General features: G+C 49.7%; 14 protein-coding genes. 4 read left to right on the forward strand and 10 right to left on the reverse strand.

Features of this window, described 5'->3' with window-relative positions; translation table 11 throughout:
• Positions 1 to 15: 15 nt before the first annotated feature.
• Entirely contained in the window at positions 16 to 1,389 is a 1,374-nt protein-coding gene (locus tag BLP64_RS02705) for an L-serine ammonia-lyase (protein ID WP_092591494.1), read from the forward strand.
• A 20-nt stretch (positions 1,390 to 1,409) separates the two neighbouring features.
• Here the strand turns inward: BLP64_RS02705 and cysB are convergent, their stop codons facing one another.
• Entirely contained in the window at positions 1,410 to 2,384 is a 975-nt protein-coding gene (cysB, locus tag BLP64_RS02710) for an HTH-type transcriptional regulator CysB (RefSeq protein ID WP_092591496.1), read from the reverse strand.
• Between the two features lie 89 nt (positions 2,385 to 2,473).
• On the opposite strand from cysB, the gene BLP64_RS02715 reads away from it, so the two are divergent.
• Positions 2,474 to 2,812 carry a translation initiation factor gene (locus BLP64_RS02715; RefSeq protein ID WP_176754890.1) on the forward strand — a complete coding sequence of 113 codons (339 nt, stop codon included), beginning with the start codon at positions 2,474 to 2,476 and terminating at the stop codon, positions 2,810 to 2,812.
• Here BLP64_RS02715 and BLP64_RS02720 read toward each other — a convergent pair.
• From BLP64_RS02720 to BLP64_RS02735, 4 genes are all read right to left on the reverse strand, one after another.
• On the reverse strand, positions 2,809 to 4,476 hold the full coding sequence (locus BLP64_RS02720; RefSeq protein WP_092591500.1) for an ATP-binding SpoIIE family protein phosphatase: 1,668 nt from the start codon (positions 4,474 to 4,476) through the stop codon (positions 2,809 to 2,811). The two genes, BLP64_RS02715 and BLP64_RS02720, sit on opposite strands and share 4 nt — an antisense overlap.
• Positions 4,476 to 4,781 carry an STAS domain-containing protein gene (locus tag BLP64_RS02725; RefSeq protein ID WP_092591502.1) on the reverse strand — a complete coding sequence of 102 codons (306 nt, stop codon included), beginning with the start codon at positions 4,779 to 4,781 and terminating at the stop codon, positions 4,476 to 4,478. The genes BLP64_RS02720 and BLP64_RS02725 overlap by 1 nt, the downstream gene beginning before the upstream one ends.
• Positions 4,782 to 4,919: 138 nt before the next feature.
• On the reverse strand, positions 4,920 to 6,206 hold the full coding sequence (locus tag BLP64_RS02730; protein WP_092591504.1) for an amidohydrolase family protein: 1,287 nt from the start codon (positions 6,204 to 6,206) through the stop codon (positions 4,920 to 4,922).
• Positions 6,203 to 9,304: an amidohydrolase family protein gene (locus BLP64_RS02735; protein WP_092591507.1), complete on the reverse strand. Its 3,102-nt coding sequence runs from the start codon at positions 9,302 to 9,304 to the stop codon at positions 6,203 to 6,205. Before BLP64_RS02735 ends, BLP64_RS02730 begins: the two co-directional genes overlap by 4 nt.
• 123 nt (positions 9,305 to 9,427) lie before the next feature.
• Between BLP64_RS02735 and BLP64_RS02740 the strand changes: the two genes are divergently transcribed.
• Positions 9,428 to 9,898: a c-type cytochrome gene (locus tag BLP64_RS02740; protein WP_092591509.1), complete on the forward strand. Its 471-nt coding sequence runs from the start codon at positions 9,428 to 9,430 to the stop codon at positions 9,896 to 9,898.
• Between the two features lie 3 nt (positions 9,899 to 9,901).
• Here the strand turns inward: BLP64_RS02740 and BLP64_RS02745 are convergent, their stop codons facing one another.
• Positions 9,902 to 10,534, reverse strand: coding sequence for a cytochrome b/b6 domain-containing protein (locus BLP64_RS02745; protein ID WP_092591511.1), 633 nt, complete (start codon positions 10,532 to 10,534; stop codon positions 9,902 to 9,904).
• A 56-nt stretch (positions 10,535 to 10,590) separates the two neighbouring features.
• Here BLP64_RS02745 and BLP64_RS02750 point away from each other — a divergent pair, with 56 nt between their 5' ends.
• Positions 10,591 to 10,971 carry a response regulator gene (locus BLP64_RS02750; protein WP_092591513.1) on the forward strand — a complete coding sequence of 127 codons (381 nt, stop codon included), beginning with the start codon at positions 10,591 to 10,593 and terminating at the stop codon, positions 10,969 to 10,971.
• Here the strand turns inward: BLP64_RS02750 and tyrA are convergent.
• From tyrA to rimM, 4 genes are all read right to left on the reverse strand, one after another.
• Positions 10,933 to 12,066, reverse strand: a complete 1,134-nt coding sequence (tyrA, locus tag BLP64_RS02755; protein WP_092591515.1) for a bifunctional chorismate mutase/prephenate dehydrogenase — start codon at positions 12,064 to 12,066, stop codon at positions 10,933 to 10,935. The genes BLP64_RS02750 and tyrA overlap by 39 nt on opposite strands.
• Before the next feature lie 102 nt (positions 12,067 to 12,168).
• Complete coding sequence (rplS, locus tag BLP64_RS02760; RefSeq protein WP_092591517.1) at positions 12,169 to 12,534, reverse strand: 50S ribosomal protein L19; 366 nt, start codon at positions 12,532 to 12,534, stop codon at positions 12,169 to 12,171.
• Between the two features lie 20 nt (positions 12,535 to 12,554).
• Complete coding sequence (gene trmD, locus BLP64_RS02765) at positions 12,555 to 13,319, reverse strand: tRNA (guanosine(37)-N1)-methyltransferase TrmD (protein WP_092591714.1); 765 nt, start codon at positions 13,317 to 13,319, stop codon at positions 12,555 to 12,557.
• Positions 13,320 to 13,330: 11 nt separating this feature from the next.
• On the reverse strand, positions 13,331 to 13,861 hold the full coding sequence (rimM, locus tag BLP64_RS02770; protein ID WP_092591519.1) for a ribosome maturation factor RimM: 531 nt from the start codon (positions 13,859 to 13,861) through the stop codon (positions 13,331 to 13,333).
• Between the last annotated feature and the right edge of the window lie 13 nt (positions 13,862 to 13,874).

The raw sequence follows: 13,874 nt of genomic DNA on the forward strand, positions 1-13,874 counted from the left end.
AGGAAGTCATCAACGATGATTAGCGTATTTGATATTTATAAAGTTGGGATTGGACCATCAAGTTCGCATACTGTCGGACCTATGCGAGCCGCATACGAGTTTCTATTAGCTGCCGACCAAGCAATTGGATTATCACAAGTCGACGGTGTTGAAGTGGAACTTTTTGGTTCACTCGGCCAAACCGGTAAAGGTCACGGCACCGGTAAAGCGGTTATTTTAGGGTTGGCAGGCGAGCAGCCTGAAACCGTCGATACCTCCAAAGTTGAGGCCTTTTTAAAGCAAACGGATGAAACGGAGGCCATCGCGTTATTAGGGAAGTATCCCATTCGCTTCCCGCGGGAAGGTGCCATTACTTTCCATCGTCGCAAAACCATGCCCAAGCATGCCAATGCCATGGAGCTTCGCTTATATAAAGATGGCGAAGTGGTTTATAAAGACATGTATTACTCCATCGGGGGTGGCTTTATTGTGCGCGACGAAGATTTTGACAGTTCTCTGGAAGAAGCCATTGAGCAATCGTCGAAGCCGATTCCGTACCCGTTTGATACCTGTGATGAGCTCCTTGCCCTGTGCCATAAACATGGCAAACGTATCAGCTCCATCATGTTAGAAAACGAGAAAGTCTTCCGCAGCGAAGAAGAGATCCGCAAAAATCTCATGCACATTTGGCACACCATGGAAGAGTGTATTGAGCGTGGTATTAACACTGAAGGCATCCTTCCTGGTGGGTTGCGGGTACGCCGCCGAGCGCCATCTCTCTATCAATCATTAAAGTACGAAAAAACCAATGACCCACTGCAAGTCCTGGAATGGGTAAACTTGTACGCGTTGGCGGTGAATGAAGAGAACGCTGACGGCGGACGCGTTGTGACGGCACCCACCAACGGTGCGGCAGGCATTATTCCGGCGGTGATGAAATATGCCAACCGCTTTATTGCGCCATTGGATGAAGAAACTGTGGTCCGTTTCCTACTCACGTCTGCAGCTATTGGCATTCTCTATAAAAAGAATGCGTCCATTTCAGGTGCTGAAGTGGGCTGTCAGGGTGAGGTTGGGGTGGCCTGTTCCATGGCAGCCGGAGCTCTGGCTGAGCTCATGGGCGGCAACGTCAGCCAAGTGGAATGTGCCGCTGAAATTGGCATGGAGCACAACTTAGGCCTAACCTGTGACCCTGTGGGTGGGCTGGTGCAAGTCCCTTGCATTGAGCGCAATGCCATGGGCTCAGTAAAAGCCATTAACGCAGCACGCCTCGCACTCCGTGGGAATGGCGATCATAAAGTGTCGTTAGACAAAGTGATCAAGACCATGTGGGAAACCGGTAATGACATGAAAACCAAGTACAAAGAAACCGCGCGCGGTGGCTTGGCGGTCAACATTATCGAGTGCTAATGGATGCACAGAACTGCCCATTACCAAATGGGCAGTTCTACCTCATGAAATAATTCATCAATCTCGTCTTGTGATTTCATTTGCATGGCCGCTTCGACCACTGAACGTTGCAAGTGCGGGGCAAACCCTTCAATAAAGTCATACATATAGCAGCGCAAAAAGGTGCCCTTCCGAAACCCAATTTTGGTGGTGCTGGGGGCAAATAAATGACTGGCAGGAATATTCACTAAATCCGTGTCTTCATATTGGTTCACCGCCATGCTGGCAAGCACCCCCACGCCGAGCCCCATTCGAACATAGGTTTTAATCACATCCGCATCGGTGGCTGTAAACACAACATTGGGCGTTTTACCCGCTTTATTGAAGGCTTTATCCAGCTCTGAGCGCCCCGTAAAGCCGTGCACATAGGTCACAATGGGGTACTTTGCTAAATCCTCAATGGTCACCTGCTCCAGCTCCGCCAGCGGATGCCCCATTGGGGTAATAATGGAACGATTCCAATGGTAACAAGGCAGCATGATCAAATCGTTATACAAGTGCAAGGCTTCGGTGGCGATGGCAAAATTCGCTTTCCCTTTGGCGGCTGCATCGCTGATTTGCTCGGGCGAGCCCTGATGCATATGCAACGTTACTTTGGGGTAACGCTGCATAAAATTATGAATCACTCGCGGCAGCGCATAGCGGGCTTGCGTATGCGTGGTGGCAATGATTAGCTTGCCTTGGTCCGGCTGCGTGTACTCACTGGCCACCGAGCGAATGGCTTCCACTTGGGCCAGTATTTGCTGAGAAATGTGGATAATTTCTTGTCCCGGGGCGGTGACCTTGGCAAGATGTTTGCCGTTGCGTTCAAAGATTTGAATGCCTAACTCGTCTTCGAGCATACGAACTTGCTTACTGATACCGGGTTGCGAAGTGAATAAACTTTCTGCAGTCGCCGAAACATTTAAATTATGATTTAATATTTCCACGATATAGCGCAATTGCTGTAACTTCATGGCGGTTCTCTCACTCAAGTCATGATTTTTTTATAGCAAAAATATATATCATATGTGTCATTTATTCCAAATTGAATTTGAGAGGGCCCGTGAGTAGTCTTCAGGAACAACTTGAAAAACTTGGTTTCCAACGTGCAGAATCCGCTGAAAGTGAGCCAACGACTGCTACCGAGGCACCGCTTGATACCTCCGCCACGGTTTACGTTCACCGCCAAACCAAAGGCCGCAAAGGCAAAGGGGTAACCTTGATCAAAGAACTCCCTGCGCAGCCACAATTACTCGCTGATTATGCGTCACAGCTGCGGAAGCATTGTGGCGTAGGCGGTTCGGTGAAAGACCAGGTGATTGAGTTACAAGGAGATCAACGTGACACGGTCAAAGTTTGGCTGGAACAACGTGGCTTTCGCGTGAAATTGGCCGGCGGTTAAAGCCCATATTTAAACGAAACCGTGCGGGTGGCGTGATCCCAACTCAGGTCGGTGGTCATTTGTCGTAATAGTTCGAGCCCCCGCCCGTAGGCTTTGTCGCTGAAATCAGTCACTCGTTCATATTGGGGGCTGCCCTCCCCTGAATCACTCACCTGAATCATGACTTCTTTTCGGCTGGCATCAAAGGCCAACATAATTCGGATGCTTCCTTCGGTGAGTTGCTGCAAGCGTTCCTGCCGCAACTCGTAATACTTTGAAAAGCCATCCGCATCTTGCTTCAGTTCGGAATCGAGCCCCAACAAGCCATGCTCTAGCGCGTTATTAAAGGCTTCCGCCAAGAACAAATAAATGGTGGTGCGATGACGACTCAAATAAGGCAACTGACTGATGGTTGTCATAATTTGTGCCACCGGGTCCAGCTGTTTTAAATAGTCTGGCCCAAGTACCGACTCCAACTGGAAGGGAATGACTAATTGGTCATGTTCAGGGGTCGCTTGGACTAACTTGGTGGGTAGGCAACTTAAAATGGCCAGCGAGAGGTCATCATGCAGTGGCGTTTCACCCCGGAAGCGTTCAAGCTCCTCCACAATCTGCGGGAAATCTTCTGGGCTGGGATAGGTCGATAACAAGGTTTCTAAAGCTTCAGCCCCTAAAAACTGATGCTGATGCCCCAAGAGTTCAATCACCCCATCGGTAAACATCGCTATGGAGCTGCCCGATGGGGCTCGGAAGCTGGTCACACGACTATCAAACTCCTCGTCATCCATCACCCCTAGCGCCACGTGAGCCGGTTTCAAGCGGCGGATGACCTCACCCTGCTCGTTAATCAATAAAGCCGCAGGCATGCCGCCGTTCCAATAGTTCACGCGTTCACCATTGGCCGAAAGTTCCAGCAAGATGGCCGCACAAAACATGTCATTGGGAAGCAGTCGGCTCATGCGATAGTTAAACTCGGTTACCATTTCAGCCACGGACACCCCACGGTCTGCCATAGCAAAAAAGGCTTGCGATAAGGGTAGCGCGCCAGTCGCAGGCGCCAGACCATGACCAGTAAAGTCGGCCATTAACATGTAGAGGTTTCCCAAAGGTCCCGGTGAGATCAAGCAAAGATCGCCGTTAAACTTAGACATGGGGGTTAAATAGGTATTTACCCGCGGGTATTCTAAAAAGTTGCGGCTCAGGGCGTTCTCAAAAATGTGTTCAACCAGTTGATGCTCACGTTCAACCCGTGCCGTATGCCAGGCCAAAGTTTGCCATAACCGTTCAATATTTTCTTCGGCCTCATGGAGTTTTAATCTTTGCTGAAGCCAGCTAACTAAGAATTGTTGCCCCCACGGCCACGCTATTTGCAGGGGGAATTGAGCCTGCAATTGCGTCAAGGTTTCCCACTCAGGGCTTACCAGTAAGACTTGGGTCTGATGTTCTAACACCAGCTGAGTCAATGGCGTGAGCGACTGCGTGGGCTGTTTTCTCAAAACCAACAGCACCAAAGGCAGCGGCTCATTCAAATCAACGCGAAATTCTTCAGTCACCACCAATTTTTGCACGTTCAATGAGGTCAGGGGTGACAGCAGCTGACAAAGATCATGGGCTATGTCTGCATCATCATAAAGAATCAGCATGCGTGTTGAAGCTGTATTGACTGCCCCGACTTGTGCGGCCATTACTCAATCACAAAAAGTTTATCAAAACGAGAAATGTCTAGAATACTGCGCACTTCCGGGCGGCAATTAATAATATGAATACCCTTTACCGAACTCCCCAACGCTTTGCGCATATTCAACAACATGCCCAACGCGGAGCTATCAAGATATTCAGTTTCACGCAGATCAATAAAAACCGTCGGTTGCATATCCCCCACGTCACTGTATGCCTGTCGAAACTCCTGCACTAAATTGAAATCAAATCGCCCTTTAATAGCAATGATAAGCTCTTTACCTTCATTGGCAAATTGTCGATGTAACGGCATCAGTTCTCCCTTGTTTTTCTTATTCAGCTAAATAAATAGTGCCAACTTTAAGCTGATGAGACAACCGTCTATTGTCAATTAATTGGATAACAAAAAGCCAGAACGTCGTTCTGGCTTTTTGTTTAGGAGAGTCACCGTTTACGGCTTTTGACGATATTTCTGATAGAGCTGATTATGGCGGTTATTTAAGTCCACTTCTGCCCCATCAATAAACATCCAGCGCACCTTTTGGCCTAAATGGTCAAGGATATCACCATCAGAGACCACGAGAGATGCTTGTTTCCCCACTTCCAGTGAACCTACTTTATCGGCCACACCCATAATTTCTGCAGGCTTAATTGTCACGGCAGCTAATGCTTGGTCTTTATCTAACCCAAATGCACTCGCATTGCCCGCGGCAAAGCCTAGGTTACGGATGTCCCAGAACCCGGTGGAATAAGCAATTGCAAAGTCCACCCCAGCTTCAGCTAACAACGCTGGAACCGCATAGGCTTGATCATAAGGCTCGTCATGGCGCGTTGGCAATCCATAAGGCTCGCCGTAAATGACTTGCACATCATTCGCCGCGATTTGGTCGGCAATTCGCCACGCATCACGGGCACCAACCAAGACCAATTCGAAGCCCCACTCTGAAGCAAACTCCATGGCTTGCTCCAACTGTCGCTTATCATGGGCATGCACAAACAACTTGCTGCTGCCGTCAAATAAGCCCAGCATGGCTTCCCAACGCACATCCATGCCCTGTAATACGTTCGCTTTTTTCGCGTCCGCATAAGCTTTAGCGTCAATGAAAGCCTGCTTCAGTAACTTTAATTCCTCGGCATTGGCTTTGCGTTGTTCTTCTGGCGAACGACGCTCCCACCAAGAGGTATTTAAGCTGGCTCGAGGCCAATTCACATGCACCCCAACATTCAAGGTTTCAGCGGCATCCTCAAAGGTCCAGCCATCGGTTTGTAATAAGCTAGAACGTCCCGCAATCAAGTTTCCTTGCGGCACAATCTGCGCATGCGTAATGCCGTTATAGCGAATGGTTGGAATCACCTCAGAATCAGGGTTGTAAGCAGTGTGACCACTGACTTCTGGAGTGATTTTACCGATTTCGCGCATATCGTTAGTCGCTCGCACCGATTCCAGTTCGATTAAACCGAGTGTGGTATCTAACGCGATGATTCCAGGAAATACTGACTTTCCTGACACATCGATAACGCGCGCATTGGCTGGCACTTCGAGCTGGCTGCCAATCGCCACAATTTTCCCTTGATCAAATAACAGATCCGTATTGGGTAACACCCCTTGGGTGACCGTATGCAAGGTACCGCCCTGTAACAAGACTGGCTGGCTCTGAGCAGCACCTGGCACCATGTCATGAGCAACCGCGCTAACACTTAAGCTGGCTGCGATTACGCTAGTTAATAACTTTTTCATTCGTGCTCTCCTTGGAAGGCATGCTCGTGATGGCTGCTGTGAATCACGAATTGGTCACTCCAAATGTCATGATTGTCCTCGCAATGCCATGTAGGTTGTGGCTTTTTATAGCCATCCGTACGACCTTGGCGCTCGCTGGCAGGGCTTTGTAGCACCTTCTGAATCAGCTGCTGCTTTTCTGCTTCAACAGCGGCACGGAGCTGCATATCACGCTCGCGATCAAAGAACTTACGGGCGTTAATCCAAGTTTGCTCAACCCGTGAGTACGCACTTAACGGATGCCCATTCCAAATGACGAAGTCCGCGTGTTTGTCTTCTTTGATGCTGCCCACGTACTGATCAATCTTCAACTGCTTAGCTGGGTTCAGCGTGATCATTTGCAAAGCTTCATGTTCTGACATGCCACAGTAAGTGACTGATTTGGCGGCTTCGGTATTTAATCGACGCTGCAAATCGTTACTGTCGGAGTTAATACTCATCATCACGCCTTTTTCAGACATCAAGCAGGCGTTTTGCGGAATCGCATCATAGACTTCAAATTTAAATGCCCACCAGTCCGCGAAGGTTGAACCACTCGCGCCATGACGTGCCATTTCTGATGCTACTTTGTAGCCTTCAAGAATGTGCGTGAAGGTGGTTAAAGTGAAGTCAAACTCCTCGGCTAACCGCAGCAGCATCAGAATTTCTGACTGCACATAGGAGTGCGCATGAACAAACCGCTCGCTCTGTAAAATCTCGAGCAAGGTTTGTAGGCGGTAGTCAACCCGTGGCGGTGCTGTTTTTGCTTTTTCGCTACGGCTTAACTTGTTGTACGCATCCATTTGCTTTTTATAGTCAAGTGCTGCGGCAAACCCATCCCGCATTAATGCCTCAACCCCCATCCGCGTTTGCGGATAGCGCACGGTAAAGCTGGTGCCCCAGTTACTTTGTTTGACGTTTTCGCCCAAAGCAAACTTGATGCTTGGCGGTGCCAAATCAAATTTCATGGTATTCGCGTCCGCGCCCCAACGTAACTTGATCACTTGCGCTTGACCGCCCATTGGGTTGGCAGAGCCATGCAGCAATTGCGCCATGGTGGTGCCGCCCGCTAGCGAACGATAAATGTGAATATCATCAGGGTTCACCACATCGCCGATCCGCACTTCCGCAGTAATCGCTTCCGAACCTTCGTTCACACCGCCTTCAATCGCAATATGCGAGTGCTCATCGATAATCCCTGGCGTGACATGCTTGCCAGTACCGTCAATAACCACATAGCCGGATGGGGTGCGTAAGTCCTTGCCAATGCGGTAGAACTCGCCGTTACGAATCAGCACGTCGGTATTTTCCAGTACGCCTGCCTCGTCGGCAGTCCACACGGTCGCGTTTTTGATGTGAACGTTTTGCCGCTCTGGCATTGCATCCAACCCATAAGCAACGTTCGGGAACGTCAACTTGCTCACCAGCTCAGGCATCGCCGTGGAGGTTTCAACAGCGTTATTCGCGGTTGCGGCTTGGCGTTGTGCCGTTACTTGATGTTCTTGTCCCGTTGGCGCAATGGCAACCCCGGTGTAGCTATCCGCCGAGGCTTGCTCAAGACGCCAGCGCCAGACACCAGCAACTCCCGCTAACTCAGCATCAACCACAAACTCAACGGCAGAGTCGGTGCGCTTCGCATGGCGAATTTTTTGCCCCGCCAGTTCACCCGATACTTGCTTGCCATCCTTCAGTGTTAGGGTGGCTGTTTCGCCATTACCAATAGTCACTGTTAACGTGCCACCGAAATCGGCTTGACGCATTGGCTCCAATGCCACTTCTTGACCTTGTAACCAGACCGATTTAATTTGCCCGTCCACGAACAAATCGCCACTGGCAATAACGAAGTCCGCCATATAACCCGGGGCAATTTTACCGGCTTTATCACTGACTCCAGCAATTTTAGCCGGCACCGTGGTCAAGGCTGCCAAGGCTTTGTCAGTGCTTAAACCATGCTTAACGGCACGGCGTAAGTTTGGCCAAAAGTCATCTGCTTTTTTCAATTGATGCAGGGTAAACGAGAAATCAATGTTGGCTTGTGCTAACACCGCAGGGTTAGTCGGTGCCCGCTCCCAATGACGTAAATTCGCCAAACTCACATCAAGGTGGTCATCCACGCCTTGGACATCGGGTGCCGCAGGGAAATCGAGCGGGAGAATCAAGGTGCTGTTGGTATTTTTGATAGCATCCACGCGCGCGTATTCATAACCGGACCCAACAAAGGTCACTGGCACATTGAACTCTGCAAGCACATCATGAGCACGCAATAATGAGCGATCATCGCTCACTTTAAACACCATACCCTGCTGTTCAATCCCAATCAGCGCCGCCAAAGCTGCGTTGTATTCGACTTTCCCTTTGTGGGTTTCTTTGCCTTGTGCTTGTTCGTACCAATTGGCATCGGACAAGGTTTGGCGAATCAACGCAATCGAGCCCATTAATGATGACGGGTACTGTTGCAGTGAGGAGCCTTTATCAAAGGAACCGAAATGTCGCGCTCGCGGATTGTAGACCGCATTGTTGGCAATGGTATCGGCCAATGAAACCGTCACCGCTTGGCCTTGGAAAATGCCGTCAAGGCGAGCACTTTGAACCGCAGTGAAACCTTGGTTGATATAATTTTTTGCGGCTTTTGCGTCGGTTGCGAACTTATCCACCCAAGTCACTTGCGCATGGATGGCATCGTTGGCAGCATTGCCCCCTTCACGTTTGTTATTATATTGCGGCGTGGTGCTGCGATACGGAGGCCGTTCCGGGTTTTCCACCGCTGGCACACCATAGTTGCTGTAAGCATCAATGAAACCGGGATAGATGACATGCCCGCTGGCGTCAATAACCCGTGCTCCAGCAGGAGCCTGATTGTTACGTGCAATGGAGACAATTTTGCCGTGATTGATCACTAAGGTGGCATTTTCTAGCTTTTTACCAGGTTCTGTCACAATGGTGGCATTTTGAATTGCTATAAAGGTGGATGAGTTATCATGTAGGCCTCGAACTGGCGTGGTCTGCGATGCGGCTGCCAATATTGGCAGTGCGGCGCAGACTGATAATGCCAGCCTACTTAATGGTTTAATCCCGTTCATTGAGTTCCCCTTGTTTTGGTTTAAGGTTATCATCTCACCATATGGGGAACCATCGTGCGGTGCAATCCACGAACAGACGAAAAGCAGGTTGCAGTCGTTAAATTACACAAAAAGGAGAAATACATGAAGTCAGTTTTAAAAGCTGCAGGAAGTTTCATGGGAGTTGTAGCGTTAACCTTATCGACTACCGCTGCCGCCAACCATGCCTTTAATAACCCGGAGAAAGCCGTTGAGTACCGGCAAAAAGCCTTCTCACTCATGCAAAATAACTTTGCAGTGATGGGCGACATGGTGAAAGGCGATATTAAATTTGATGGTCAAGAGTTTACCGCGCGTGCCAACGACTTTGCCGCCTTAGCCGGCATGCCTTGGGTTGGTTTTCAGCAAGAAGGCGCAAAACCAGGTGACGACAGTGATGCCCTGCCGGCTATCTGGACGAACTGGGATGACTTTATGAAAAAAGCCGATCAGTTCCAAAATGATGCCAAAGCACTGCAACAAGCAGCGCTTTCTGGCAAACAAAATGACATTCGTAAGGCGTTCATGAGCGCGGCCCGCAATTGCAAGGCCTGTCATGACTCTTACAAGGATTAATCGTTAATTAATCCATTGATAAAGCGCAGCAGCAATGATCGCTGCTGCGATAATTCCTACGAGTCCTGACACCAAGCGTGGCGCACGCACCCCCTCCCGATAACCATGCACCATGGCACTCACCAAATTCACGCCGCGCAAACGGTACAAAATAATGGCCAGCAAATGCACCGCGATCAACGCCAATAACACATTAAATGTGGTGGCATGCACGCTCATCGCCAGTTGACTCAGGTCACGCGACACCGCATTCGCTAAAGGGCCAGAGAAGAAAATATCATCGGTGGCAAACAACCCACTGACAAACTGCACCAATAGCGCGAGCAATAAGGCGATAACGGCCCAACCGCCAGCCGCATTATGGGTATTCGAGGGCTGGTACTGCCCATGCCCCAACTCTTTTAGATGCCCGACCACAGCGCGTGGTCTCCGCACAAAGCTTTTGAAACGAGCCGACTCACTGCCCCAGAACCCCCATAGGATCCGCGTAATCACTAACGCGCCGAGTCCCCCTGCAAGTTGTAGGTGCAACTCCATGTAACCTTCTTCTGCGGTGTACCACATGGCCGCCAACAACACGACCGTTAGCCAATGGCTTACGCGCACAAATCCATCCCAAATTTTTACTCGTTGCATTTTATTCTTCCCTTATGTTCAATACCTCTTTCACGACACGCTGATTAGGCATTATCATGAATCAAACAACACATAGAGTACTTATCATTGAAGACGATTTTATTTCAAGAGAAGTACTGAAAGCTATGGTACACCAATTTTCGTTACCAACCGAAGTGGCAGAAACCAGTGCCCAAGCAATTCAATTGGCTATCACATCGCGGCCTTCGTTGATTCTTCTGGATCAAGAGCTTCCCGATGGCTCCGGCTTAGCAACTTACCAAGCCATTCGCGCAGAATTACAAGAAGACACACCGCCTGCGGCCATGATTTCTGGACATCAAACTCCGAAATTTATCACGCAGTGCCTCGCCGCTGGCATTGAGCACTGCTGGAGCAAACCGGTCACGCCACGGCAATTAGCTGAGTTGTTTCGCATCACCGGCCACATTGAGTAAGCGCTGACTTTCTACCAAGAATTTCTGCGCAAACTCACCAAAGTATTTCCGGACCTCAGCAAAACGTTCGATGAAGCCTTGTTTATTACCCTGCTCTAACTCTTCCAGCAGTTCATCGTACAAGGTCACATAGCGACGCAGCATTTTAAAATGATGAGGGTTGGCCGCAATAATGTCCGCATACAAGTGGGCATCTTGTGCGAACAGCCGCCCTACCATCATCAATTCCAGGTGATAAATCGGGGAACTTAACTCCACCAGTTGCTGTACATCCACTTGCTCCTGCGCTAAATGCGCGCCATAAACAAAGCTGGATAAGTGCCGCAGCACTTGCACAAATGACATGGCTTGGTCGTGGGCAGCTGCTGAAATAAACTTGATCCGTGCTCCCCAATATTCAATGGCTTGCAGCAACCATTGGTAGCCGGCTTCATCTCGCCCATGACAGGCCACCACCAGTTGCTTGGCAAGGGTGACTTGTTGCGGGCCGAACATGGGGTGCAGTCCCACCACGGGGCCGCTATGTTTGGCCAGCATGGCGGCCAAGGGTTGCTCTTTAATGCTGGTAAGATCGGCTAAAACGCAGCTGGGGGGCAGCATCGGCAGCTGTAGAATAACCTCTTCGGTGACCGTGAGCGGAACCGCGATCAACACCGCATCGGCTTGCTCACAACTGGCCGCGGCTCGCTGCCAATCATCCTTGTCGATCACCTCGACCGTGGCACCAGCATTTTGAAATAAACGAGTAAACAAGCGCCCCATAGCACCCACACCGCCAATCACCACCACTCGCTTATCACTCAAATGCACATCGGCTGCTTGCTGCTGGCGATAGGAATCCCGAATCACCCGACGTAGCACATCTTCAATTAAATCAGGCGAAATACCTAAGCGATGGGCTTCATCGCGACGTTGTTGAAACATCGCGGCTTCACGCTCAGGAACATACAAGGGTTGCCCCAGTTTCCGCTTCACCACGCCCACCTGTGCTGCTAATGCTTGGCGCTGTTGCAATAGCTGCACCAATTGACTATCGGTGGCATCAATACGCCGCCGTAACTCATCCAGCTGCTGCTCTGAATTTTCCAAGGTCATCTCCTTCGGCTCCAACACCCGTTCATCACTGATAAATGATGCTCTGTTGTACCATAAAAAAACCCGCCAGGCGGCGGGTTTTTCAATATCGCTTGATGTTGCTTACTTGCTAACCAACTTTTCGCGAATACGTGCAGCCTTACCTGAACGCTCACGCAAGTAGTACAGCTTGGCACGACGAACCGCACCTTTACGCTTCACCACGATGCTATCAACAATCGGGCTGTGGACTTGGAACGTACGCTCAACACCTTCACCATTCGAGATTTTACGAACGGTAACAGCACTGTGTAAGCCACGATTGCGCTTAGCGATAACCACGCCTTCAAATGCCTGAATACGCTGACGGTTACCTTCAGTTACCTTAACATTAACGACCACTGTATCACCCGGCGCGTAAGCTGGGAGGTCGGTTTTTAATTGTTCATCTTCGATCGCTTTGATCAAATTTTGACTTACTTTTGCCATGATAGCCTCGCTTGCCTAGGTTAACTACCCGAGTTCGAATCAGAATTTTGCAATTGCTGTTGAATAAATTCTTCCAGTAATTGTTTCTGCTCGTCAGTCAGAGCTAGGTTTTTAATCAATTCAGGACGTCGCAACCAAGTTCGACCAAGAGCTTGTTGCAAACGCCATCGACGTATTTGTTCGTGGTTCCCACTCAGTAAAACTGAGGGAACCGCCTCACCATCTAAGACTTCTGGTCGTGTATAGTGGGGACAATCGAGCAACCCAGTGGCAAATGAATCTTCTTGCGCTGAGTCTTGGTGCCCTAATACCCCGGGAATGAGTCGTGCAATTGCATCGATCATCACCATGGCGGGTAATTCACCACCACTTAACACGTAATCTCCAATCGACCATTCTTCATCAACGTGTCGAGTAATCACTCGTTCGTCGATGCCTTCATAGCGACCGGCGATTAAGATGAGCTTGTCATGCTGAGCCAGTGACTGCACTCCATCATGATCAAGCTTGCGACCCTGAGGTGATAAATAAATCACCTTAGTATCGGCGCCGAGTTGCTGCTTAGCGGCTGCAATCGCATCGGTGAGCGGTTGCACCATCATCAGCATCCCAGGACCTCCGCCATACGGGCGGTCATCAACGGTGCGATGACGATCATGCGTAAAGTCACGCGGATTAATGAGTGTTAACTCCAATAACCCATCGCGCACTGCACGACCCGTTACCCCATTGCTGGTAATGGCCTGAAACATTTCAGGAAAGAGGCTAATGACCCCAACCTGCAAGTGTCCCGTCATTAAAAGTCCGCTGGCCAATCCACAACAATGCGCTGCTCCGCAGTATTCACCTCAGTCACATACTGACTTTGAATAAACGGAATTAGGCGTTCAGAGCGCCCAAACGCATCATTGCTGTTCGCTTTCACCACCATCACATCATTCGATGCTGTGGCCATAATCTGGTCGACAATTCCCATGTGATAACCTTCGTGATTCACGACAGCCATCCCAATCAAATCGCGCCAGTAAAACTCACCGTCTGGCAACTCTGGCAATAACGCGGCATCAATCACAATGTCCGAACCCGTCAATAGATGGGCTTGGTCTCGATCATCAATTCCGGTTAACTTCACAATCAGTCCTTTATTGTGCTGACGCCATTCGTCGACTTGGACTGCTTGCACCTTGCCTGATTTACTTAATTGCCAAGGGCGGTATTCAAAAATCGCTTCGGGATCATCGGTGAAGCTTTGAACTTTAATCCAACCTTTTACGCCATAGACTGCGCCAAGTTGACCGACAATGACGGTTGTAGAAGGCTGATTCATCACTACCTATGAT

Origin of the sequence: Pseudidiomarina indica (genome assembly GCF_900104245.1) — a bacterium.
GTDB lineage: Bacteria > Pseudomonadota > Gammaproteobacteria > Enterobacterales > Alteromonadaceae > Pseudidiomarina > Pseudidiomarina indica.

What these genes read in the sequence shown, in the direction of transcription:
- BLP64_RS02705 (WP_092591494.1), top strand. Translation starts at nt 16, where the DNA reads ATGATTAGCGTATTTGATATTTATAAAGTTGGGATTGGACCATCAAGT.
- cysB (WP_092591496.1), bottom strand. Translation starts at nt 2,384, where the DNA reads ATGAAGTTACAGCAATTGCGCTATATCGTGGAAATATTAAATCATAAT.
- BLP64_RS02720 (WP_092591500.1), bottom strand. Translation starts at nt 4,476, where the DNA reads ATGGCCGCACAAGTCGGGGCAGTCAATACAGCTTCAACACGCATGCTG.
- BLP64_RS02725 (WP_092591502.1), bottom strand. Translation starts at nt 4,781, where the DNA reads ATGCCGTTACATCGACAATTTGCCAATGAAGGTAAAGAGCTTATCATT.
- BLP64_RS02730 (WP_092591504.1), bottom strand. Translation starts at nt 6,206, where the DNA reads ATGAAAAAGTTATTAACTAGCGTAATCGCAGCCAGCTTAAGTGTTAGC.
- BLP64_RS02735 (WP_092591507.1), bottom strand. Translation starts at nt 9,304, where the DNA reads ATGAACGGGATTAAACCATTAAGTAGGCTGGCATTATCAGTCTGCGCC.
- BLP64_RS02740 (WP_092591509.1), top strand. Translation starts at nt 9,428, where the DNA reads ATGAAGTCAGTTTTAAAAGCTGCAGGAAGTTTCATGGGAGTTGTAGCG.
- BLP64_RS02745 (WP_092591511.1), bottom strand. Translation starts at nt 10,534, where the DNA reads ATGCAACGAGTAAAAATTTGGGATGGATTTGTGCGCGTAAGCCATTGG.
- BLP64_RS02750 (WP_092591513.1), top strand. Translation starts at nt 10,591, where the DNA reads ATGAATCAAACAACACATAGAGTACTTATCATTGAAGACGATTTTATT.
- tyrA (WP_092591515.1), bottom strand. Translation starts at nt 12,066, where the DNA reads ATGACCTTGGAAAATTCAGAGCAGCAGCTGGATGAGTTACGGCGGCGT.
- rplS (WP_092591517.1), bottom strand. Translation starts at nt 12,534, where the DNA reads ATGGCAAAAGTAAGTCAAAATTTGATCAAAGCGATCGAAGATGAACAA.
- rimM (WP_092591519.1), bottom strand. Translation starts at nt 13,861, where the DNA reads ATGAATCAGCCTTCTACAACCGTCATTGTCGGTCAACTTGGCGCAGTC.